Source organism: Chloroflexota bacterium, from assembly GCA_040902225.1.
Lineage (GTDB): Bacteria > Chloroflexota > Limnocylindria > QHBO01 > QHBO01 > CF-167.
The window spans coordinates 428574-447025 of the sequence record JBBDXT010000007.1 but is presented as its reverse complement, the minus strand read 5'-3'; the positions used below and the strand labels follow the sequence as shown (position 1 = coordinate 447025).

The following is an 18452-nucleotide window of genomic DNA, read 5'->3' as shown; positions in this document are numbered from 1 at the left end:
CTGCAGCTCGGCGTCCGTTGGCTGCCCAGGTGGCCGACCAGATCAGACGAAGGATCACGACTCGCGATCTGCGAGGAGGGCAGCGCATTGAATCATCAAGGAAGCTGGCAGCTGAGCTACGAGTCAGTCTGCCGGTCCTGCGCGAAGCTCTGGCAGCGCTGTCGTATCTCGGCATGATCGAGGTCCGCCATGGAATTGGCGTCTTCGTCGTTCGACGACAGCCAGCGGCTCGCGTGCTGCGCGTCTCGCACCGGCGAGCGCATCGGGCCGAACTCCATGACCTCAGGGCGACGATCGCCGCCGAAGTCGCAGCCCGCGCGGCGTCACGAAGGCGTACGGAACGCCAGCAGCTCGACCTCCACCTCTTGCTCCAAGAGCGCCATCGGGCTGTCCTGGCGGGTGAACCGACCGCTTTCGTCGAGGCCGACCTCGAGCTGCACGCGTTTATCGCCGGAGCCGCTCGCAGCCCCCTCCACGCGGCGCTGGAGCGAATGGCTGGAGTGGGCGTCCGGACCGATATGACCGGCCGGGCGCGGCGCCTGGCCCTTGACGACGAACTCGATGAACTGCATCGCACGCTTGTCGACGCGATCGATGCGTCCGACGCGGATGCCGCCAGCGCAGCGGCCCGGGCGATCGCCGTAGCCGAGGGCGCAGCGCCCGACTAGGGAGCGCGCTGCGCTACCCTATCGGGCGTGCCACAGATCCACCTCCGCGCGGAGGCCGGCGATTACGCGCCGCTGGTGCTGCTGCCGGGCGATCCGAACCGCGCTCGGAAGATCGCGGAGCGTTTCGACGGCGGGCTCGAACAGGCACGGCAGGTCAACGAGCACCGGGCGCTGTACGGCTGGACAGGCACGTATCAGGGGCACCCGGTCAGTGTCCAGACGTCGGGCATGGGAACGCCATCATTCGCGATCGTGGCCGAAGAGCTGCTGCGGCTGGGTGCAAAGCAGCTGATCCGAGTCGGGACATGCGGCGGCATCGCGCCGGGACTGCGCACCGGGGACCTCGTGGTTGCCCTCTCCGCCTGCCCGACCGACGGTGCGACCAACACCTATCTGCATAGGGACCGATACGCCCCGACCGCCGACTTCGCCCTGACCCACACCCTCGTGCATGCAGCCGAGCAGGCGGGGATCCCCGTGCGCATCGGGCCGGTGGCATCGGTCGACGTCTTCTACAACACCGATCCCGACTACGCCAGCAAGTGGCGCGAGCGCGGGGTGCTCGCCTTCGAGATGGAGGCGTCGGTCCTCTTCTACCTGGCGGCGCGCGCCGGGGCGCAGGCCGCATGCCTGCTCACCGTCAGCGACGTGCTGAACGAAGAGGAGGGAACGGAGGAGACCTACATGTCGCTCGAGGATCTCGACGCGGCGGTCGAGCGCATGATCGAGGTGGCGCTCACAGCCGCCTTACAATCGGGGCCATGACCGATATCCTCGCCCGTCCCGCCGCCGCGGACGCGGCAGCCGACTTCCTCCCGCTCAAGGGGATCGACCACGTCGAGTTCTGGGTTGGGAACGCCAAGCAGGCCGCGGCCTACTATCGGGCCCTGTGGGGCTTCACCCCGGTCGCCTACGCCGGCCTCGAGACGGGGGTCCGTGACCGCGCCAGCTATGTGCTGGTGCAGAACGACATCCGCTTCGTCTTCACCGCCCCGCTGACCGAGGCCGGGGAGCTGGCCGAGCATGTCCGCCGCCACGGCGACGGGGTGCACGACATCGCATTCGCGGTCGACGACGTGTCGTCGGCCTGGCGCGAGACGACGACGCGTGGCGCTCGCTCAGCGCTCGAGCCAACCGAGCTCACCGGGGAGAAGGGCGTGCTGCGCCAATCGGCGATTCACACCTACGGCGAGGTCCTCCACTCCTTCATCGACCGCAGCGACTACACCGGCGCATTCGCTCCCGGCTACCACCGCCTCACCAGGCCGCGGGCCGCGGCCACCGGGCAGCAGCTGCTCGAGGTCGACCACTGCGTCGGCAACGTGGCGCTGGGCGACATGAACCGATTCGTCGACTTTTACCGCGACGCGCTCGGCTTCAGCCAGCTGATCCATTACGACGACAAGGTGATCCACACCGAGTACTCCGCCCTGATGAGCAAGGTGATGCAGTCCGGCAACGGCCGCATCAAGTTCCCGATCAACGAGCCGGCCGAGGGGAAGGGCAAGAGCCAGATCCAGGAATTCCTCGACTACTACCTCGATGCCGGGACCCAGCACATCGCCCTGCGCACCGAAGACATCGTCGGCACGGTGCGTGCCCTTCGCTCACGGGGAGTGGAGTTCCTTGGCCTGCCTCACGAGTACTACGCCGCGCTGCCGGAGCGCGTCGGCGACGTCGGGATTCCGATGGATCTCCTCGAGGAGCTGGGGATCGAGGCCGACCGCGATGAGGAGGGCTACTTGCTCCAGATCTTCACGAAGCCCATGCAGGACCGCCCGACCTTCTTCTTCGAGATCATCGAGCGCCACGGATCGCGTGGCTTCGGGGTGGGCAACTTCAAGGCCCTCTTCGAGGCGATCGAGCGCGAGCAGGAGAAGCGGGGCAATCTCTGAGGGAGTGGACCGGATGGCGAAGACCGAGCCACTGACCGCGACCATCGACCTCGGGCATCGGTTCGTGGCGATCGTGGCGCATGACTGGGATGGCGTCGCGGCCTGCTTCGAACCGGGCGCCGAGTTCCGAGCCGTGGTGCCGAGTGAGAAGCGCCCGTTTCGCGAGTTCACCGGCGGCGAGGCTGCCGCGGATCAGATCCAGAAGTGGTTCGGCTACGCGGACGTGACCGAGCTGGTGGAGGGCAGGGTCGAACAGATCGCCGATCGGGTCCGCATCAGCTACCACATCCACGAGCACGAGCCAGAAGGCTGGTACGACGTGGAGCAGGTCGCCTTCGTCACCCCCGGGGAGGCAGGGTTCGAGAAGATGAACCTGCTCTGCTCGGGCTTTCGACTTGTCGATGGCTGAGGAGCGGAACGGAAACCGACCGGGACGCGTCCTCCGCTCATGCGCGCCGCCCTCATCTTCATCCTCGCCACGTTGCTCCTGACCGGCTGCGGATTCGGGGCTCCGTCCCCGTCGCCGCTCGGCATTGACTGCGGAGCCGAGGATCAGCAGATGGGCACCAACCTCAACCAGGAAGGGCGCCGATGCCTGCTCAACGCGTTCGAGCGCGGCACCCCTGCAACATTCGTCAGCCGCCTCACCACCATCGAGGGCGATCCCATCACGCGCACCTATGCGGTCCTGGGGCCTGGCGATGTGCGGATCGCCCATGACGCACGACGCGACAGCTTCGGGTCCGGCGAGATCGAGCTGCTTCGATGCGCCGGACTCGTCCCGGTCGCGGACTGGAACCGAGCGATGAACGATCAAGTACGCGCGGTAGAGGTCTTCGCCGAAGACCGTTGCGAGCCGATCCCAAGCTGAACGGCGGCCGCCGGCCCCGCGACACGAAGCGCACGCCGAGCCGCCGAGGATGCGTGACCTCGTAGACTCGTCCGACCATGAAGGTTGCCCACGTCCGGGAGACGGATGCCCCTGCCGGCACTCCCTGGCGAATCGCAGCGGCCCTTGACGCAGGAGACGCCCCGGGACACTGGCTCGACCTGGAGCCGGCGCGCCGCGCACGGGTGGCGGCCGACCCGAGACTGGCCCACAACTCAGCCCTCTTCCGGCAGCCGCTGACGACGCTGGACGACCTGCTGGGACGCGGGCTGAGGGTCGGAGCGCTGGGCGAGATCGTTGAGGCGTCGGCCGATGCCGAGCAGCCGACGCTGGCCGCGATCGACCTTCTGTTCGGGCCACCCATCCTGAAGCCTCCATCACTGCGCGACTTCTACGCGTTCGAGGGTCACGTCCGTACCATGTGGGAGCGCCGCGGGGGAACGGTGCCTGAGGCCTGGTATCGGATCCCGATCTTTTACTTTTCGAACGTCTCGGAGATTCGCGGCCCTGGAGATCCGGTCTGGCGCCCCGCCGCGTCGCAGGAGCTGGACTACGAGCTGGAGGTGGCGGCGCTGATCGACACGCCTGTCGAGGACCTCTCCGCGGAGCGGGGTGAGGAGGCGATCGGCGGATACATGGTCTTCAACGATTGGAGCGCCCGCGACCTGCAGCGCGAGGAGACGACGGTCCGCCTCGGTCCGGCAAAGGGAAAGGACTTCGCGTCGTCCATCGGACCCTGGCTGGTCACCCCCGATGAGCTGGCAGATGCGCGGCACGCGAAGGGCTATGACCTGGCCATGACCGCTGAGGTGAACGGTGTTGAACTCTCGCGCGGCAGCTGGGCCGATGCGCAGTTCGGCTTTGGCGAGATGATCGAGCGTGCCAGCGCCGATGTGCGGCTGCGACCCGGCGACCTGATCGGATCAGGCACCGTCGGCACCGGCTGCCTGCTGGAGATCAAGGATGAGGTCTTCAAGCGCTGGCTCGAGCCCGGCGACCAGGTGACGCTTGCGGTCGAACGACTTGGCAAGCTCGCGACTCCTGTCATTGCGCATCCCTAAAGGAGGCAACAATGTGATCAAGGGGACAAACGTATCTCTGCGTCCGATCGCTGAAGCCGATGTCGAGAAGCTGTACGGCCGGATGATGGATATCGAGGGACGTGGGCCCTGGTATCCGCTGTCACGGGGTTCACTGATCAAATTCCGACGCAGGTTCGAGGAAGACGGGCGCATGTCGGATGGCGAGGGCGTGCTCGTGATGGTCGACCAGCAGGATCGGCTCGTCGGCACGGTCGACAGGAACAAGCTGAACGGCGATGTCCCCGACATGGAGCTCGGGTATCGCGTCTTCGACCGCGCCGACTGGGGAAAGGGCATCGCGAGCGAGGCTCTCGGTCTGTTTGCCGGCTGGCTCTTCGACACGCAGCCGATCAACCGGCTCCATCTGACGATCCACGTCGACAACGTGGGCTCGCATCGCGTTGCCGAGAGTGCGGCTTCATCAAGGAGGGAACGTCGCGCGAGGCGTGGTACCACAAGGGCAAGTGGCACGATATCGACGTCTACACCTTGACGCGGGGCCGAGTCCGACGAGCGGCGAAGGACCGATGAACCCCGTCCCTGATCGGCTCGCCAGGGTCGAGCGGCGGCTCGTCGCGCACGCGGCGCGCCCTCTGCCATCGGGCCTGACCGATCCCGATCCGGGTGCATCCGAGCGCTGGGAGGCGGGACAGGTGTGGGCGCACCTGGCCGAGTTCCCCGGCTACTGGCTCGACCAGGTCCGGAAGCTGCTCGCTGCGCGTGCCGCCGGGGCAGCGGAGCCGATCCCCTTCGGGCGGACCAAGGCCGATGCCGGCCGCATCGCTGCCATCGAGTTGGAACGGCGCACCGACCCGGCCGAGTTGCTGCGCCGGGTAACGGCCCAGATCGGCGACGCATCCGCGACGCTGCAGGGGCTGCCCCCGGAGGCGTGGCAGGCGCGCGGCCTCCACCCGTCCGTTGGTGAGATGAGCCTGGGGGCGATCGTCGAACGATTCGTCCTGTCGCACCTCGAAGAGCACGCTGACCAGCTCGACGGGCTTGAGCTGGTGACCGTCGACGAGATTCGTCAAGCTGCCGAGCGGATCCGGGGAGTGGCCCTGCACACCCCGCTGCTGCGCTGGGACGACCGCACCTGGCTCAAGCCGGAGAGCCTGCAGCCCGTCGGCGCCTTCAAGATGCGCGGCGCCTACAACGCGGTCGCCTCGCTGACCGACGAGGAGCGGTCGCGAGGCGTCGTCACCTACTCGTCAGGCAACCACGCCCAGGCGGTGGCGCGGGCCGCGCGACTGCTCGGTGCGCACGCCACCATCGTGATGCCGGAGGACGCCCCGCCGGTGAAGGTGGCCGGGGTCCGACGCGATGGCGCCGAGATCGTGGTCGCCGGGCGGACGGGAGAGGAGCGACACGCCATCGCGCTGGAGCTGGTCGCGCGGGACGGGCGGGTCATGATCGAGCCGTACGACGATCGGCGGATCATCGCCGGGCAGGGCACCTGCGGCCTGGAGATCGCGGAGGATCTGCCCGCGGTGACGAGCGTTCTCATCCCGGTGAGTGGTGGCGGCCTGTCCGCCGGGATCGCCACCGCCATCAAGGCGCTGGCGCCGAATGCCCGCGTCATCGGGGTCGAGCCGGAGCTGGCTGCGGACGCCCGCGAGTCGTTGGTCACGGGCGAGATCGTTCGCTGGGACGGCTCGCTCACCACTCGCACCATGGCCGATGGGCTGCGCGTCGAGCATCTCGGCTGGCTCCCCTTCCTGCACCTGCGGCGCTTCATGGACGAGATCGTGACCGTCAGCGAGGAGCAGATGGCCGATGCGATGCGCCAGCTCGCGACGCGAGCGCGCCTGGTTGTTGAGGCGTCGGGCGCGGCCGGCATGGCGGCCCTCCTCTCGGGCGCTGCTCCTCAGCCGGACGGCGACGACCACCGCGTGATCGTCATCAGCGGCGGCAACGTCGACACGGCGGCCTTCGCGGAGATTCTCAGGGGTTAGGTCTGAGGGCCGCGCAGGCCGGACAGCAGGGCGACGGCGTTGGCGCCCAGCGCATCGAGCGCGTAGCCGCCCTCCTGCAGGGCGATCATCGGGATCCCCAGGGCCGCGATCAGGCGCCCGATCTCCTCGTAGTCCGGGGTGCGGAGTGCCAGGTCGCCGATCGGGTCGCGCTCGAAAGTGTCGAATCCGGCCGAGATGACGAGCGGCGCATCCGGTGCGAAGGCGACGATCATCTGCAGCGCCTCTGCCAGGGCCACGGCATAGGCGTCAAGCGCCGTTCCCGCGGGGAGTGGCCAGTTGCGGGTCAGGCGCGCACCGTCGCCGGCACCACCCTCGCCAGCGTATCCCGAGAAGTAGGGATAGGCGCGCGCCGGGTCGGCGTGGAGCGAGAGGTACAGCACATCGCCCCGCTCCCAGAAGATCTGTTGCGTGCCGTTGCCGTGGTGATAGTCGATGTCCAGGATCGCCACCCGCCGCGCGCCGCCCTCGCGTCGCAGCCAGTCGGCCACGATCGCCGCATTGTTGAAGTAGCAGTAGCCACCCAGCATGCCCCGCGCGGCGTGATGTCCGGGCGGCCGGCAGAGGCCGTAGGCCAGCGCGGCCCCACCCACCACGCGCTCGGCGGTGCTCAGCGCCACGTCGACCGCGGTCAGCGCTGCGCCCCACGTCCCCGCCACGATCGGCGTGGCGGTGTCGAAGAGATAGGCGCCAAGCTGATGGTGACGTCCGGCCGGCAGCTCGCTGGGCGGCATCGGGCCGCGAAAGGCATCCAGCAGGAACGTGTCCGGCAGCCATGCCCGCGAGCCGTCGGTCGCGCCCGCGGCCAGGGCATCGGTCCAGGCATGCTCGAAGACGTCCACCATGTCGGCGTCGTGGACCGCGAGGATGGGTCCACGCCCGTGCCCATCGGGGGAGTCGAAGGCGTACCCACCATCAGCGGCAAGCGCGGCCTCGATGGCAAGCACCCGCTCGGGCGACTCCCAGCAGGGGATCTCGACCCCGCTGGCGAGCTCGATCAGCCCGGTGTGGGCGAGGTGCGCGTCGGAATGGATGACCGGAACGAGGTCGGACACGGACGCTTGCGAGTGTACCGATGCTCTCCTACTGGACGGCGCCCTTGGTGCCCCAGCGCTCGAGCTCCGCCTCGAGGTCGAGTGGGAGCACCACCCCCGAGTCGGCGTACTCGCCCCACGCCTCGCGCGGAACCTGCCACATGATCTCGAACTCGTTGCCGTCGGGGTCGCGGCCGTAGAGCGACTTGCTCACCCCGTGGTCGCTGGCACCCCCGAGCGCCCCGGCCTCCGAAAGTGCCTTTGCTGCACCTGCGAGGTCCTCGATCGTCCCGACCTCCCAGGCCAGGTGGTAGAGGCCCACCGAGCCGCGCGGCGGGCGGGGGGCCGCGGCTCCCACCTCGAACAGACCCAGGTCGTGGTGATTGCCACCGCTCGGCGAGCGCATGAACGCGGCGCGCATGCCCTGCGGCCGCTCCAGCTCCTCGAAGCCGAAGACGCGGTGGTAGAACTCGGCCGCCTTATCCGCGTCGCGGACCCAGAGGACGGCGTGGTTGAGTCGTGTGACGTTGAACATGGAGGTCGTCTCCCCGGCCCGGCGGCCGCATCGGTCTAGTTGCCGAGGCAACGAGTCTACCGCAGCCCGCGAACGGATCGATGGCGGCACGCGGACTCTAGAATGGCCGGACCGTGTTCTACCTCCAGCGCGGCCAGGTGCCGCACAAGCGCCACACCCAGTTCCGCAAGCCTGACGGCAGCCTGTACGCCGAGGAGCTGTTCGGGGTGGAGGGCTTCTCCGGCAAGGCGAGCCTCCTCTACCACCACACGCCGCCGACCCAGACCAACCGGATCGAGAAGGTGCGGGATGTTTCGCTCGAGCCCTGGACCGATGACGAGGCCGGACCCCACCGCCACCACCTGGTCAACTCGGCCGGCCTGGCGGTCGCCGGTGACGCGGTCAGCGGCCGCGTTCCGCTCTTCTACAACGCCGACGTGACCTTCGGCATCGTGCGTCCCGCCTCGGCCATGGAGCACTTCTACCGCAATGGCGAGATGGACGAAATGTTCTACGTCCACGAGGGGCATGGGGCCCTGGAGACCGTCTTCGGGCCGATCGACTACGGGCCGGGCGACTATCTCGTCATCCCCATCGGCACCACCTATCGCATCCTCCCCGGTGGCGACGACCAGCGGATGCTATGGCTCGAGTGCCCGTCGCATATCGAGCCGCCGAAGCGGTACCGGAACGAGTACGGGCAGATGCTCGAGCATGCACCCTACTGCGAGCGCGACATCCGGCCCCCGGGCGAGATGGAGGCGCACCACGAGACCGGCGACTTCGTGGTCGAGGTCAAGAAGGGCGGGAAGCTGACCGCCTACCACTACGCGTTCCATCCCTTCGACCTGGTCGGCTGGGACGGGTATCTGTACCCCTACGCCTTCAACATCGCCGACTTCGAGCCGATCACCGGGCGCGTCCACCAGCCACCGCCGGTGCACCTCACCTTCCAGCCGCGCAATTTCGTCGTCTGCTCCTTCGTGCCGCGCAAGTTCGACTACCACCCGCTCGCCATCCCCGCGCCGTACAACCACAGCAACATCAACAGCGACGAGGTCATCTACTACGTCGCCGGCAACTTCATGAGCCGGCGCGGGGTGGAGATCAGCTCGTTCACCGTCCACCCGGCCGGGATCCCGCATGGCCCGCATCCTGGGACGGTCGAGGCGAGCATCGGCAAGGAGGCGACCGAGGAGCTGGCGGTCATGATCGACACCTTCCACCCGCTGCGCCTCACGCGCCAGGCGGGTGAGCTGGACGACCCGCGCTACCCGTTCTCGTGGCTTCCCCCGAGCGCCGCCGACGCCGAGGCTCACGCCGCCGAGCTGGCCGATCGGGGCCCGGAAGCCTTCCCGGACTGAACGCGCCGGGCCAGTGATCCTCTATTTCGTCCGCCACGGCAAGGCCGGGCACTACTCGGCGGCTGCGGACGACGACGAGCGTCAGCTCACCAAGGCAGGCGTCGATGCACTCAAGGCGGCTGCCCCCATCTGGCGCGGGCTGAACCTCCGGCCGGACGTCGTCCTCTCCTCACCGCTGTCACGTGCGCTGCAGACCGCCGAGCTGGTGATGGCCGGGCTCGAGATGTCAGGCGCCCCGGTCGTCGACGACCGGCTCCGCCCCGGAGCTGACTGGCCCGACTTCGCGCGGGCCATGGCAGCCCACCCGGATGGTCGCCGCGTCATGTTCGTCGGCCACGAACCGGACCTCTCGGGTGCCGTCGACCTGCTCACCGGCGCCTCGTCCGTTCGGATGCGCAAGGGCGGCATCGCCTGCGTCGAGTTCCCCGGCGTCCCCGAGCCTGGAGGCGGTGAGCTGGCCTGGCTCCTGGATCCCGACCTCTATGAGAGCTAGCGGCGGATATCGGTCCCCATGGCGTGGTAGCCACCGTCCACGTGGATCAGCTCGCCTGAGGTCTTCGCCGCCCAGTCGCTGAGCAGGAAGCAGACCATCTGGCCGACCGCGGTCGCATCGTTCATGTCCCAGCCCAGCGGGGCGCGCTTGAGCCAGGTGTCCGCGATCTGGTCGAAGCCGGGGATGCTCTTGCCGGCAATGGTGCGAATCGGTCCGGCCGAGACGGTGTTGACCCGGATGCCGAACTCGCCCAGGTCACGCGCCAGGTAGCGCGTCACGGCCTCGAGGCCCGCCTTGGCGACCCCCATCCAGTCGTAGATCGGCCAGGCGAAGCGACCGTCGAAGGTGAGGCTGACGACCGATGCGCCGTCCGCCGCCTTCATCGGCTCAAGCAGGCCGACGCTGAGCGCTTTCAGCGAATAGGCCGATGTCTGAAAGCCGAACGCCACGCTCTCCCAGGGGGTGTTCAGGAAGTTGCCGCCCAGTCCGTCGCTCGGCATGAAGCCGATGGCGTGGACCACCCCGTCGACCTTGCCCCAGCGCTTCATGAGCTCGTCGCTCACCGCCTCGATGTGCTCGGGATTGTTGACGTCCAACTCGAGCACGTCGGGTGTGGTCGGCAGCTTCCTTGCCACGCGCTGGGTCAGGCTCATCCCCCGCCCAACCCCGGTGAGGAGCACCTCGGCACCGGCCTCCTGCGCGACCTTCGCGATGCTGAACGCGATGCTGTCGTCGGTGAGAACGCCGGTGATGAGCAGCTTCTTGCCGTCGAGCAACATGCGGCCGATTGTACCGGTCGGTCCTTGCGGCGATACTCGCAGGCGATGACCACCACTCTCACCGAGATCTTCCGGCAGAACCGATGGGCGAACGAGCGTCTCCTCGAGGCGTGCCGCGACCTGACGGACGAGCAGCGCTCCACGTCGGTCGAGGGCACCTACGGCGAGCTCGCCCACACGCTCATTCACATCGTCCGCGCCGAGAGTTGGTACCTGCAGCTGCTCACCGGCTGGGAGCCGCCGGTCCGCTGGGAGATTCCCGGGCCATGGCCGGGCATCGACCTCCTCCTGGAGCGGACGCGCTTCACGGGGCATCAGCTGGCTGAGGTCGCCGAACGGCTCGACCCTCAGGCCATCATCGAGATCGACGACGACAAGGTCCCCACCTTGGTCGTCCTGGTGCAGGCCATCAACCACGCCACCGAGCATCGGTCCCAGGCGGCCACCATTCTTACCCAGCTCGGGATCGAGCCGCCGCCGATGGATGGCTGGACCTTCGGCGAATTCGGGGACCAGCGGCAGTGATGGTCCATCTCTACGAGTACGAGGTCCCGATGGCGGATCCAGCCGCGGCTGTCCCGGCCCTGCGTGACGCGCTCTCCGCCCTGGGCGACGAGGACCGCAAGGCGCTCCTTGGCGGCCTCTTCAAGCAGGAGCGCATGCCCGGGACAATGGAGCGGCTCTCCACCCTCGTCACCGACCTCGATGCCAGCTTTGCCGACCTGCTGACCCTCCTCGACAATACGACGCGCGCACGGCGCTTCGTCGCGATCGACGAGGCGAAGGCCGTCCTGGACCGATACCTCCCGCCCGCCGCCATTGCCGGCACCCACGACTGGGACGTGGCCCGGCTGCACGAGCCGTACGGCGACGGCACCTACCACGGCAAGCTGCTCAAGCGGGTGCGCAAGCAACTGCGCAGCGTCGGGACGCGCGAGGCCCTCACCACCCCGTTCCTCCTCCGCCGCGAGTGGGGTCGGTGAGCCGATGAGCCGCCGTTCACAGCGCAGAGGCCGGCCCTACCAGCCCCTGCCGACCCGTCGCGTCAACTGGGCCGCGCGCCTGGTGATCATCTTCGTTGCCTTCGTCCTGGTCGCCGGCTTCGCGATCCTCAGCTTCGCGCGCTGAGGCGCCACCGGTCTGCATGTGCACCCAGCGCACACAGCCGCGTATTGGGCCAACGACCCGTCAGTCGATGACGAGCGGCTTGACCGTCATCACCTCGTCGATGCGCCCCTCCCACTCCGACCGCGGGGCATCGCAGTACAGCTCGATCTCGTTGCCGTCCGGGTCAGCCGTGTACAGGGATCGGCTCACCCCGTGGTCCACGGCTCCTCGCAGCAGACCGCGTTCGGTGAGCACCGCATGGGCACTGCGCACTGCCTCCCAGTCGGCGAGCTGGATCGCGACGTGATAGAGGCCGACTGCAGTGGGCACCGGCGAGGCCGCCTGCTGGCCCACGCGCAGCAGGGCGAGGTCGTGATGGTTCTGCCCATCGGCCGCGAGGAAGATCATCACGTTGCTGAGCTCGCTGACCACCTTGAAGCCGAGCAGGTCCCGGTAGAAGGCCAGGGATCGGTCCAGGTCGCGCACCTTGAGTACGACGTGCCCGATGCGAAGGGGTCGCAGCACCGCGGGATGCTACCAGCGGCGCGTGGCCGCGAGAAGAAGGACCTCAGCCGCCGAGGTGGACCGTGACGGTGATCACTCCAAGCGAGAGGCTGCTGTCGCTGATCGCGGCCCACGCCTCCGGCGAGAGGTCAGCGACCTTCTGGCTGGCGGTGCCCCACAGGCAACCGCAGTAGTCCGCCACGGGAAGCACCGCGCAGCGGTCGGCGCAGACGGTCACGAATCGGGCCGCAGGCGGGGCGTCGTAATGACCGCCAAGGGCCCCGGGCAGGGCCACCACGGCCTGGCCGCGCCAGCCGAGGGAGCAGCAGTACCAGGTCGCCGTGCCGGAGATCGTGTCGCCGCTGGCTGGGGCCGCAACGGTCTTCGGCGCCACGGTCTTCGGCGCCACGCTCTTGGCGGGGCGGGAGAAGAGGGTCGCCTCCATCGGCGCGCTCGGCGGCGTGGCCAGCGCTGCGTTGAGGCCGAGATCCTCGGTGCCGATCGGCTCCGTCACCGTTGCGAGTGAGAGCGAAGCGGAGCTGTTGCGGGTCCCGAGCGTGGAGCGGTCGGCCAGGCTGGAGGGCTGATCGGCGGCGGCGAGCAGTCGCAACGAATCCGCCGTAGCAGGCGCCGCGGATCGGGCGCTCAACGGAGCCATGAGGCCGATGACCACCGCAAAGACGATGGTTCGCAGTGCGACACGGGCCAAGATGTCCGGCAATAGAATCCTCGCGCTAGCGGGTTGGATCTCGGGTCCCGCCGAGGCGAAAGCCACCGAACGGCTGTCGCACTTGCCGCGATGGGCACGGTCGCGACCCGCATGGAACGACGGCTCACCCTACCATCCGACTTTGGACCTGTCGAGCAGGAGATGGTCATGGCAACAAAGCGCAACCAGGCGCATCGCAGCGGGGCAGTGGTCATGCGCGGCGCCGAGAAGCGGCCCACCGAGGACCAGCAGCTCCTCCAGCAGGAAGGCGCCGACGCCTCGTTCCTGAAGACCGACACCTGGCGCGCACTTCGCATCATGGGTGAGTTCGTCGAGGGCTTCGATGCTCTCGCCGGCGTCGGGCGGGCGGTGAGCGTCTTCGGCTCGGCACGCATCGGTCGCGGCGACCCCTCCTATCGCACGGCGCGCTCACTCGCCAGGAAGCTGGCCAAGCACGGCTACGCGATCATCACCGGCGGTGGCCCGGGAATCATGGAGGCTGCGAACCGCGGCGCCCGTGACACGGGCGGCGTATCGGTCGGCTGCAATATCGAGCTGCCGTTCGAGCAGGGGCTGAACGAGTTCGTAACGCTGGGGATGGAGTTCCGCTACTTCTTCGTGCGCAAGACGATGTTCGTGAAGTACGCGGAAGCGTTCTGCATCTTCCCCGGCGGCTTTGGAACCCTTGATGAGCTCTTCGAGGCGCTGACCCTGATCCAGACCGGTAAGGTGAAGCACTTCCCGGTGGTCCTGTTCGGGACCACCTACTGGAGCGGGCTGTTCGACTGGCTGAAGGCCACTCCGCTCGACCAGGGCAAGATCAGCCCGGAGGACCTCACCCTCTTCACCATCACCGACGACGTCGACGAGGCGGTGCAGGTCATCCTGGCGCACCACGAGATGCACCTTGCCGATCTCGGAGAGGAGATGGCGGGGTCTGGGCGCGGGAATCCCTAGGCCCCAGCTGCGGCCAGGTAGCCCTCCGTAACCTCTGCCTTGTGGGCCGCGAACGCAGCCAGCACTTCGCCCTTCTCTTGCTCCGGCACCCCAACGAAGTCCAGCGTGCGTCCCAGCTCCGCGGCAACCTCGTCGAACTCGTCGGGCGAGATGCGAAGGTTCCGGTGCGCTTCCTCCAGGCCGAGCTGGGTGCTCCCCGGTCGCGTGGCGTCGAATTTCTGTGGTCCACCGGCAACGTCACAGACCCAGAGGGTGCGCATGAATTTCAGGCCCGGCAGCCGACCCAGGTTATTCGTGTGCCATTCACGGAGCTCGGGATTTTCCGATTGCTGGCCCACAATCGGGTTCTGCACGACCGCATCGCTGAAGTGGTCCACCACCGCCGCGATGGCGAACACGCCACCCAGCCGCTCGTACAGGCTTTCCTCGGCCATCATTCCGTACCTCATGCTTCACTCCACGCGCTTCTAGCAGTAGCGCACGTTAGTAATACGGCGCCGATTGCGCGGCGTCAATGCTTGGCGAGCGTGTGCTTGCTTTAGAATGCCGCGCACGATGCCGAACGCCCGGGCCGATGTCGAGGCCGTGTCCCTCCTCGCCGAGCCGGTCCGCGGCGCACTGTACGAATGGGTGGTGAGCGCCGGCCGCGCTGTCAGCCGGCACGAGGCTGCTGCCGCGCTTGGGTTAACGCGCGCGCTGGCGGCGTTCCACTTGGATCGGCTCGCTGCGGCCGACCTGCTGGCAGTCGAGTACCGACGTGTGTCGGGCCGCACCGGACCCGGCGCCGGACGCACATCCAAGCTGTATCGGCCTGCGGGGCGCCGTGTCTCCGTGTCGCTCCCAGGACGCCGATACGACGTCGCGGCCGAGCTCTTCGCCAGGGCGATCGAGCAAACGGAGACTCAACTGCCGCCGGTTGCGCTCAACGACGCGGCCCACGAAATGGGCGAAGCCATCGGCTCAGCAGCTCGTCAGGCAGGAAAGCCCAAGAAGCGATTGCGCGACCTCCTGCTGGCAACGCTGGCCGAGCGCGATTATCAACCCCACGTGCGATCTGGCGAGATCCGGCTTGAGAATTGCCCGTTTCAGACACTCGTCGACAAACATCGCCCGCTGGTGTGCGGCATGAACCTGGCCCTAATCGAGGGACTGATCAGCGGGCTTGGCGCTCGATGGACCGCGGCTCGGACAGACCCTCTCCCAGAGCAGTGCTGCGTCGCCATCGCGAGCCCCGGCCCGGCGTAGTCAGGAACTCGCCTCCCGAGGTTGGTGGCGGGCCCGACCGGATTCGAACCGGCGATCTCCAGCGTGACAGGCTGGCATGTTGGGCCGCTACACCACGGGCCCGCGGGAGCGACGGTGGCGGAGTATAGCAGGGGCGCTTTCCGACCTCAGATCGGCTTCCCTCGGGCGCCGATGATGACGACTGTGACGACCGAGTAGCCGATCACCCCGGCACCGAGACCAACCGAGGCGGGCACCATGTAGATCGCGGGCGCGGCGCCGGACGCGATGCTCACCACTGCCGCGACCGCGAATACGAGGGAGAGGATGGCCATCGTCGCGGACAGCACCACCGCGGTGGTGGCGGCAATTCCGATCCCAACCCGCAGCGCCAGCGCGGTCCCGATGTGCACGACTCCGAGCAGGGCGGTGGCAATGCCCAGGGCGACGGCGGCACCACCGACGGCCGGCGCATCGACCGCCGCTTCAGGTGGCAGCTGCGAGCTGATCAGGCCAGGGTTGAAGAGGCCGACGGCGACCGCCGCGGCGCCCCCAAGGACCAGCACGACTCCGGCCGCCACGAGGATCGCCGCGACAAGCCCGGATGGGCGCCCCATTCGCGCCGACCGAGGAGCTAGCGCCGCAGCCGCGCCAGGATGAGGGCCGCGCCCCCGAAGGTAACGACGGCCACGCCCAGGGCGGCGAGGAGCACCAGATCGCGACGGGTGGGGGCCATCAGGAGCACGAAGCCGGCGAGAGCCAGCACCGCGCTGATCGCCGAGGTGCTGACTGCGAATGGCCTGCTGCGCGGGAGCCCGCTCAGGAGAGCGAGCGAGCTGCCAACCATGAGGACGCCGAGGACGAGCAGGCCGATGCCACCCACCACCTGGCCCAACCCGAGCTGGCCGACGTTTGGCGGCGGATCGGCGCCGGCCCACCGGCTGGGGAGGGTCAAACCGCCGACCGTCATGGCCACGGCGGCGATGAAGATCGCCATGCCACCGATCGCTGTGGCCAGGGCCGCGGCCGCTCCGCGCTCGCCAAGATGCTCGGGCGCCAGAGCGTGGCCGCGGTGCCTCGGCACTGCGGTCCTGGTGGCGGGCCTGGTGACCTTCGGACTAACCACGGGTCCCGGATTGTAGGGGAGGCGTCCGTGGGGCACCACCGTATACTCGGCCGAGTGCCGTACGAGCCGCCGCAAGACCCTCGCCTGGCGCGCCGCACCACCATCTGGCGGTGGGTCTCCTTCGTGATGGCAATTTCCCTCGTGGTGCTGGTGGGATACCTGGCCTACATCGGCTACGACGGCTCGCAGGCGTTCGCCGCGCACGCGCGCGCTGGCGACTGCCGCACCCCTGCATCGGCGTTCGGCTGGGCATACGAGGCGATCAACTACGACCTCGCCTCCGATCAGGAGCTCGACGCATTCGCGGACCGTACGGACTGCCCGCAACCCGGGGAAGGGGCAGGGGCCGATCTGACGGCCAGCGACGGGACACGGCTCGCCGGCTGGTACATCCCCGCCGGCAACCAGGGTGCTGCCGCCGCGACGGTCGTGCTCGCTCACGCCAATGGCAAGTCCAAGAACGAGATGCTCAGCTGGGCGGAGCCGCTGCATGCGGACTACAACCTCGTGATGTTCGACTTCCGCAATCACGGGCAGAGCGCCGGTGACCTCACCACCATGGGCGTGTACGAGGTTCTCGATCTCCGCGCGATCGTCGACTGGCTGGAGCGAGCCAAGTCCCCGCAGTCGATCGCCGTCCTGGGAGTCTCGATGGGCGGCGCAGCCGCCATCGACGAGGCCGCCATCGACGAGCGCGTGGCGGCCGTGATCCTCGACTCCACGCACGCGACGCTGGTCGATGCGCTGCAGGCACGGCTCGAGAGCAGGGGCCTCCCGCTGGCACTGCCGGGGGCGTGGTCGATCCTGCTCGGCGGGCTGCTGCGGACCGGCCAGGACCTGAGTGTCGCCGATCCCATCCAGGCGATCGAGCAGATCGGCGACCGGCCGGTGCTGATCGTGGCAGCCGGCGACGACGGTGCCGCCAGCCCGGCCGATGCGGCCGACTTGAAGAGGGCAGCGCCCGGTGAAGGGGCTCGCGTCGAGCTCAAGACCTGCCCGAAGGCGGAGCACGGCGGATCGATCGATACCTGCTCGTCCGAGTACGCCGGCTGGGTGCTCGGCTTCCTGGATCGCTCGCTGCACGCGAAATGATGGGTGCCGTGCACCTCTGGCCAGGTGCGATCCTTGCCCTCGCCGTGGTCGCGTGCAGCTCGCCGCTGGCGAGCCCGACTCCGTGCCCAACCTCGGCCCCGACTGCTGCCGAGGCCGCCACCACGCTGGCCAACGCCCGACGTGCGGTGGTCGAGACCAACCTCGGGTCGTTCACGATCGAGCTTGACGCAAGCTCGGCTCCGATTGCCACCGCCAACTTCGTGGGGCTCGCGCGGTGTGGCTTCTATGCCGACATCACATTTCATCGGGTCATCGCCGGCTTCGTCGCCCAGGCCGGCGACCCACAGACACGGACTGACCGCGGCCCGTTCCAAGGGCTCGGCAGCGGCGGCCCTGGATACCAGTTCGAAGTCGAGCTTCCAGACCCTAACCAGCCCTACGACCGATACACCGTAGCGATGGCGAACGCCATGCAGTACGACCCCGTCACGGGCGAGATCACGGGCGGCACCGATACGAACGGCAGCCAGTTCTTCATCGACCTCGCCAGCCTGGTGGCCCAGCTGCGCCCCTACTACAGCGTGATCGGCAAGGTCACGGACGGGATCGACGTCATCGACGCGATCGGGGTGGTGTCCGTTAACAGTCCCAATGAGGGAGTACCGCTGGAGCCGGTGATCATCGAGTCCGTCACCGTCGATGCCGGGCCCTGAATGGGGCGAATCGGCCTCAAAAGCGCTATGGAATGTAAACGATTCTTAGCCCCCAACCATTGACCCATACCCGACCTGGGGCGTATCCTTTCGGGGCTGTTCGCACAGCGATTCACCACTGATCGCAAGGCCATGGGTAGGTTTGGGTAAGGGTAGAGCGGGAAACCGCTCGTGAAAGATGCCCTTGCGGTTAGCGAATCCGGCAGCAACGGAAGGCCCCTCTTCGGAGGGGCCTTCTCCTTTCCGGTAGACTCGCCTCCCCTCGCGCGCCGGTAGCTCAGTGGATAGAGCGTCGGCCTCCGGAGCCGAAGGTCGCAGGTTCGAATCCTGTCCGGCGCGCCAGTTCCCTCCCTCATCGGTCATCATCGGTT

General features: G+C 68.2%; 26 protein-coding genes and 2 tRNA genes. 17 read left to right on the top strand and 11 right to left on the bottom strand.

The window, feature by feature from the left end; all coding sequences use genetic code 11:
• Positions 1-116 precede the first annotated feature (116 nt).
• Positions 117-278 carry a hypothetical protein gene (locus WEB29_10920; protein MEX2137441.1) on the bottom strand — a complete coding sequence of 54 codons (162 nt, stop codon included), beginning with the start codon at positions 276-278 and terminating at the stop codon, positions 117-119.
• Between the two features lie 45 nt (positions 279-323).
• Entirely contained in the window at positions 324-572 is a 249-nt protein-coding gene (locus WEB29_10915) for a hypothetical protein (protein MEX2137440.1), read from the bottom strand.
• Between the two features lie 123 nt (positions 573-695).
• Here WEB29_10915 and WEB29_10910 point away from each other — a divergent pair, with 123 nt between their 5' ends.
• The 7 genes from WEB29_10910 (at position 696) to WEB29_10880 (ending at position 6486) form a co-directional block, all read left to right on the top strand.
• On the top strand, positions 696-1433 hold the full coding sequence (locus WEB29_10910; GenBank protein MEX2137439.1) for a purine-nucleoside phosphorylase: 738 nt from the start codon (positions 696-698) through the stop codon (positions 1431-1433).
• Positions 1430-2563 (top strand): 4-hydroxyphenylpyruvate dioxygenase, encoded by a 1134-nt coding sequence (hppD, locus tag WEB29_10905; GenBank protein ID MEX2137438.1) that lies wholly within the window; start codon positions 1430-1432, stop codon positions 2561-2563. The genes WEB29_10910 and hppD overlap by 4 nt, the downstream gene beginning before the upstream one ends.
• Positions 2564-2576: 13 nt before the next feature.
• Positions 2577-2972 (top strand): hypothetical protein, encoded by a 396-nt coding sequence (locus tag WEB29_10900; GenBank protein ID MEX2137437.1) that lies wholly within the window; start codon positions 2577-2579, stop codon positions 2970-2972.
• A gap of 39 nt (positions 2973-3011) precedes the next feature.
• Positions 3012-3434, top strand: a complete 423-nt coding sequence (locus tag WEB29_10895; GenBank protein ID MEX2137436.1) for a hypothetical protein — start codon at positions 3012-3014, stop codon at positions 3432-3434.
• Between the two features lie 77 nt (positions 3435-3511).
• On the top strand, positions 3512-4513 hold the full coding sequence (locus WEB29_10890; protein MEX2137435.1) for a fumarylacetoacetate hydrolase family protein: 1002 nt from the start codon (positions 3512-3514) through the stop codon (positions 4511-4513).
• A 13-nt stretch (positions 4514-4526) separates the two neighbouring features.
• Positions 4527-5027, top strand: coding sequence for a GNAT family N-acetyltransferase (locus WEB29_10885; protein MEX2137434.1), 501 nt, complete (start codon positions 4527-4529; stop codon positions 5025-5027).
• Between the two features lie 34 nt (positions 5028-5061).
• Complete coding sequence (locus WEB29_10880; GenBank protein MEX2137433.1) at positions 5062-6486, top strand: threonine/serine dehydratase; 1425 nt, start codon at positions 5062-5064, stop codon at positions 6484-6486.
• Here the strand turns inward: WEB29_10880 and WEB29_10875 are convergent.
• Complete coding sequence (locus WEB29_10875) at positions 6483-7559, bottom strand: histone deacetylase family protein (GenBank protein ID MEX2137432.1); 1077 nt, start codon at positions 7557-7559, stop codon at positions 6483-6485. The genes WEB29_10880 and WEB29_10875 overlap by 4 nt on opposite strands.
• A gap of 28 nt (positions 7560-7587) precedes the next feature.
• The gene (locus WEB29_10870) at positions 7588-8073 is read right to left on the bottom strand and encodes a VOC family protein (protein MEX2137431.1); all 486 of its coding nucleotides are present in this window, start codon (positions 8071-8073) and stop codon (positions 7588-7590) included.
• Between the two features lie 113 nt (positions 8074-8186).
• On the opposite strand from WEB29_10870, the gene WEB29_10865 reads away from it, so the two are divergent.
• Both WEB29_10865 and sixA read left to right on the top strand, forming a co-directional pair.
• The gene (locus WEB29_10865) at positions 8187-9416 is read left to right on the top strand and encodes a homogentisate 1,2-dioxygenase (GenBank protein ID MEX2137430.1); all 1230 of its coding nucleotides are present in this window, start codon (positions 8187-8189) and stop codon (positions 9414-9416) included.
• Between the two features lie 13 nt (positions 9417-9429).
• A complete protein-coding gene (sixA, locus tag WEB29_10860) occupies positions 9430-9909 on the top strand; it encodes a phosphohistidine phosphatase SixA (protein ID MEX2137429.1) in 480 nt (159 codons plus the stop codon).
• Here the strand turns inward: sixA and fabI are convergent.
• Positions 9906-10688 (bottom strand): enoyl-ACP reductase FabI, encoded by a 783-nt coding sequence (gene fabI / locus WEB29_10855; GenBank protein MEX2137428.1) that lies wholly within the window; start codon positions 10686-10688, stop codon positions 9906-9908. The two genes, sixA and fabI, sit on opposite strands and share 4 nt — an antisense overlap.
• 45 nt (positions 10689-10733) lie before the next feature.
• On the opposite strand from fabI, the gene WEB29_10850 reads away from it, so the two are divergent.
• The 3 genes from WEB29_10850 to WEB29_10840 are packed head-to-tail and all read left to right on the top strand — an operon-like array spanning position 10734 to position 11816.
• A complete protein-coding gene (locus tag WEB29_10850; GenBank protein ID MEX2137427.1) occupies positions 10734-11213 on the top strand; it encodes a DinB family protein in 480 nt (159 codons plus the stop codon).
• The gene (locus tag WEB29_10845; GenBank protein ID MEX2137426.1) at positions 11210-11671 is read left to right on the top strand and encodes a hypothetical protein; all 462 of its coding nucleotides are present in this window, start codon (positions 11210-11212) and stop codon (positions 11669-11671) included. The genes WEB29_10850 and WEB29_10845 overlap by 4 nt, the downstream gene beginning before the upstream one ends.
• A gap of 4 nt (positions 11672-11675) precedes the next feature.
• Positions 11676-11816: a hypothetical protein gene (locus tag WEB29_10840; GenBank protein ID MEX2137425.1), complete on the top strand. Its 141-nt coding sequence runs from the start codon at positions 11676-11678 to the stop codon at positions 11814-11816.
• A 60-nt stretch (positions 11817-11876) separates the two neighbouring features.
• Here WEB29_10840 and WEB29_10835 read toward each other — a convergent pair whose 3' ends face one another.
• Both WEB29_10835 and WEB29_10830 read right to left on the bottom strand, forming a co-directional pair.
• Positions 11877-12320: a VOC family protein gene (locus WEB29_10835; GenBank protein ID MEX2137424.1), complete on the bottom strand. Its 444-nt coding sequence runs from the start codon at positions 12318-12320 to the stop codon at positions 11877-11879.
• 43 nt (positions 12321-12363) lie between these two features.
• On the bottom strand, positions 12364-13020 hold the full coding sequence (locus tag WEB29_10830) for a hypothetical protein (protein ID MEX2137423.1): 657 nt from the start codon (positions 13018-13020) through the stop codon (positions 12364-12366).
• 201 nt (positions 13021-13221) lie between these two features.
• Here WEB29_10830 and WEB29_10825 point away from each other — a divergent pair, with 201 nt between their 5' ends.
• Positions 13222-13965, top strand: coding sequence for a TIGR00730 family Rossman fold protein (locus WEB29_10825; protein ID MEX2137422.1), 744 nt, complete (start codon positions 13222-13224; stop codon positions 13963-13965).
• Here the strand turns inward: WEB29_10825 and WEB29_10820 are convergent.
• Positions 13962-14414: a group 1 truncated hemoglobin gene (locus tag WEB29_10820; GenBank protein MEX2137421.1), complete on the bottom strand. Its 453-nt coding sequence runs from the start codon at positions 14412-14414 to the stop codon at positions 13962-13964. The genes WEB29_10825 and WEB29_10820 overlap by 4 nt on opposite strands.
• Before the next feature lie 106 nt (positions 14415-14520).
• Between WEB29_10820 and WEB29_10815 the strand changes: the two genes are divergently transcribed.
• The gene (locus WEB29_10815) at positions 14521-15210 is read left to right on the top strand and encodes a transcriptional regulator (protein MEX2137420.1); all 690 of its coding nucleotides are present in this window, start codon (positions 14521-14523) and stop codon (positions 15208-15210) included.
• Positions 15211-15235: 25 nt separating this feature from the next.
• On the opposite strand, the gene WEB29_10810 is transcribed toward WEB29_10815, so the two are convergent.
• The 3 genes from WEB29_10810 to WEB29_10800 form a co-directional block, all read right to left on the bottom strand.
• Positions 15236-15312 (bottom strand) — tRNA-Asp (locus WEB29_10810).
• 44 nt (positions 15313-15356) lie between these two features.
• Complete coding sequence (locus tag WEB29_10805) at positions 15357-15806, bottom strand: hypothetical protein (protein MEX2137419.1); 450 nt, start codon at positions 15804-15806, stop codon at positions 15357-15359.
• Positions 15807-15823: 17 nt separating this feature from the next.
• Positions 15824-16315 (bottom strand): hypothetical protein, encoded by a 492-nt coding sequence (locus WEB29_10800; protein MEX2137418.1) that lies wholly within the window; start codon positions 16313-16315, stop codon positions 15824-15826.
• A gap of 54 nt (positions 16316-16369) precedes the next feature.
• On the opposite strand from WEB29_10800, the gene WEB29_10795 reads away from it, so the two are divergent.
• The 3 genes from WEB29_10795 (at position 16370) to WEB29_10785 (ending at position 18423) form a co-directional block, all read left to right on the top strand.
• Positions 16370-17407, top strand: a complete 1038-nt coding sequence (locus tag WEB29_10795; GenBank protein ID MEX2137417.1) for an alpha/beta hydrolase — start codon at positions 16370-16372, stop codon at positions 17405-17407.
• A gap of 8 nt (positions 17408-17415) precedes the next feature.
• Entirely contained in the window at positions 17416-18081 is a 666-nt protein-coding gene (locus WEB29_10790) for a peptidylprolyl isomerase (protein ID MEX2137416.1), read from the top strand.
• Positions 18082-18347: 266 nt separating this feature from the next.
• Positions 18348-18423 (top strand) — tRNA-Arg (locus tag WEB29_10785).
• Positions 18424-18452: the final 29 nt, after the last annotated feature.

Bases quoted from the DNA above. Each gene is read 5' to 3' on its own strand.
- WEB29_10920 (MEX2137441.1), bottom strand. From the start codon at position 278: ATGGAGTTCGGCCCGATGCGCTCGCCGGTGCGAGACGCGCAGCACGCG.
- WEB29_10915 (MEX2137440.1), bottom strand. From the start codon at position 572: ATGCAGTTCATCGAGTTCGTCGTCAAGGGCCAGGCGCCGCGCCCGGCC.
- hppD (MEX2137438.1), top strand. From the start codon at position 1,430: ATGACCGATATCCTCGCCCGTCCCGCCGCCGCGGACGCGGCAGCCGAC.
- WEB29_10900 (MEX2137437.1), top strand. From the start codon at position 2,577: ATGGCGAAGACCGAGCCACTGACCGCGACCATCGACCTCGGGCATCGG.
- WEB29_10895 (MEX2137436.1), top strand. From the start codon at position 3,012: ATGCGCGCCGCCCTCATCTTCATCCTCGCCACGTTGCTCCTGACCGGC.
- WEB29_10890 (MEX2137435.1), top strand. From the start codon at position 3,512: ATGAAGGTTGCCCACGTCCGGGAGACGGATGCCCCTGCCGGCACTCCC.
- WEB29_10880 (MEX2137433.1), top strand. From the start codon at position 5,062: ATGAACCCCGTCCCTGATCGGCTCGCCAGGGTCGAGCGGCGGCTCGTC.
- WEB29_10870 (MEX2137431.1), bottom strand. From the start codon at position 8,073: ATGTTCAACGTCACACGACTCAACCACGCCGTCCTCTGGGTCCGCGAC.
- fabI (MEX2137428.1), bottom strand. From the start codon at position 10,688: ATGTTGCTCGACGGCAAGAAGCTGCTCATCACCGGCGTTCTCACCGAC.
- WEB29_10850 (MEX2137427.1), top strand. From the start codon at position 10,734: ATGACCACCACTCTCACCGAGATCTTCCGGCAGAACCGATGGGCGAAC.
- WEB29_10840 (MEX2137425.1), top strand. From the start codon at position 11,676: ATGAGCCGCCGTTCACAGCGCAGAGGCCGGCCCTACCAGCCCCTGCCG.
- WEB29_10825 (MEX2137422.1), top strand. From the start codon at position 13,222: ATGCGCGGCGCCGAGAAGCGGCCCACCGAGGACCAGCAGCTCCTCCAG.
- WEB29_10820 (MEX2137421.1), bottom strand. From the start codon at position 14,414: ATGAGGTACGGAATGATGGCCGAGGAAAGCCTGTACGAGCGGCTGGGT.
- WEB29_10815 (MEX2137420.1), top strand. From the start codon at position 14,521: ATGCCGAACGCCCGGGCCGATGTCGAGGCCGTGTCCCTCCTCGCCGAG.
- WEB29_10805 (MEX2137419.1), bottom strand. From the start codon at position 15,806: ATGGGGCGCCCATCCGGGCTTGTCGCGGCGATCCTCGTGGCGGCCGGA.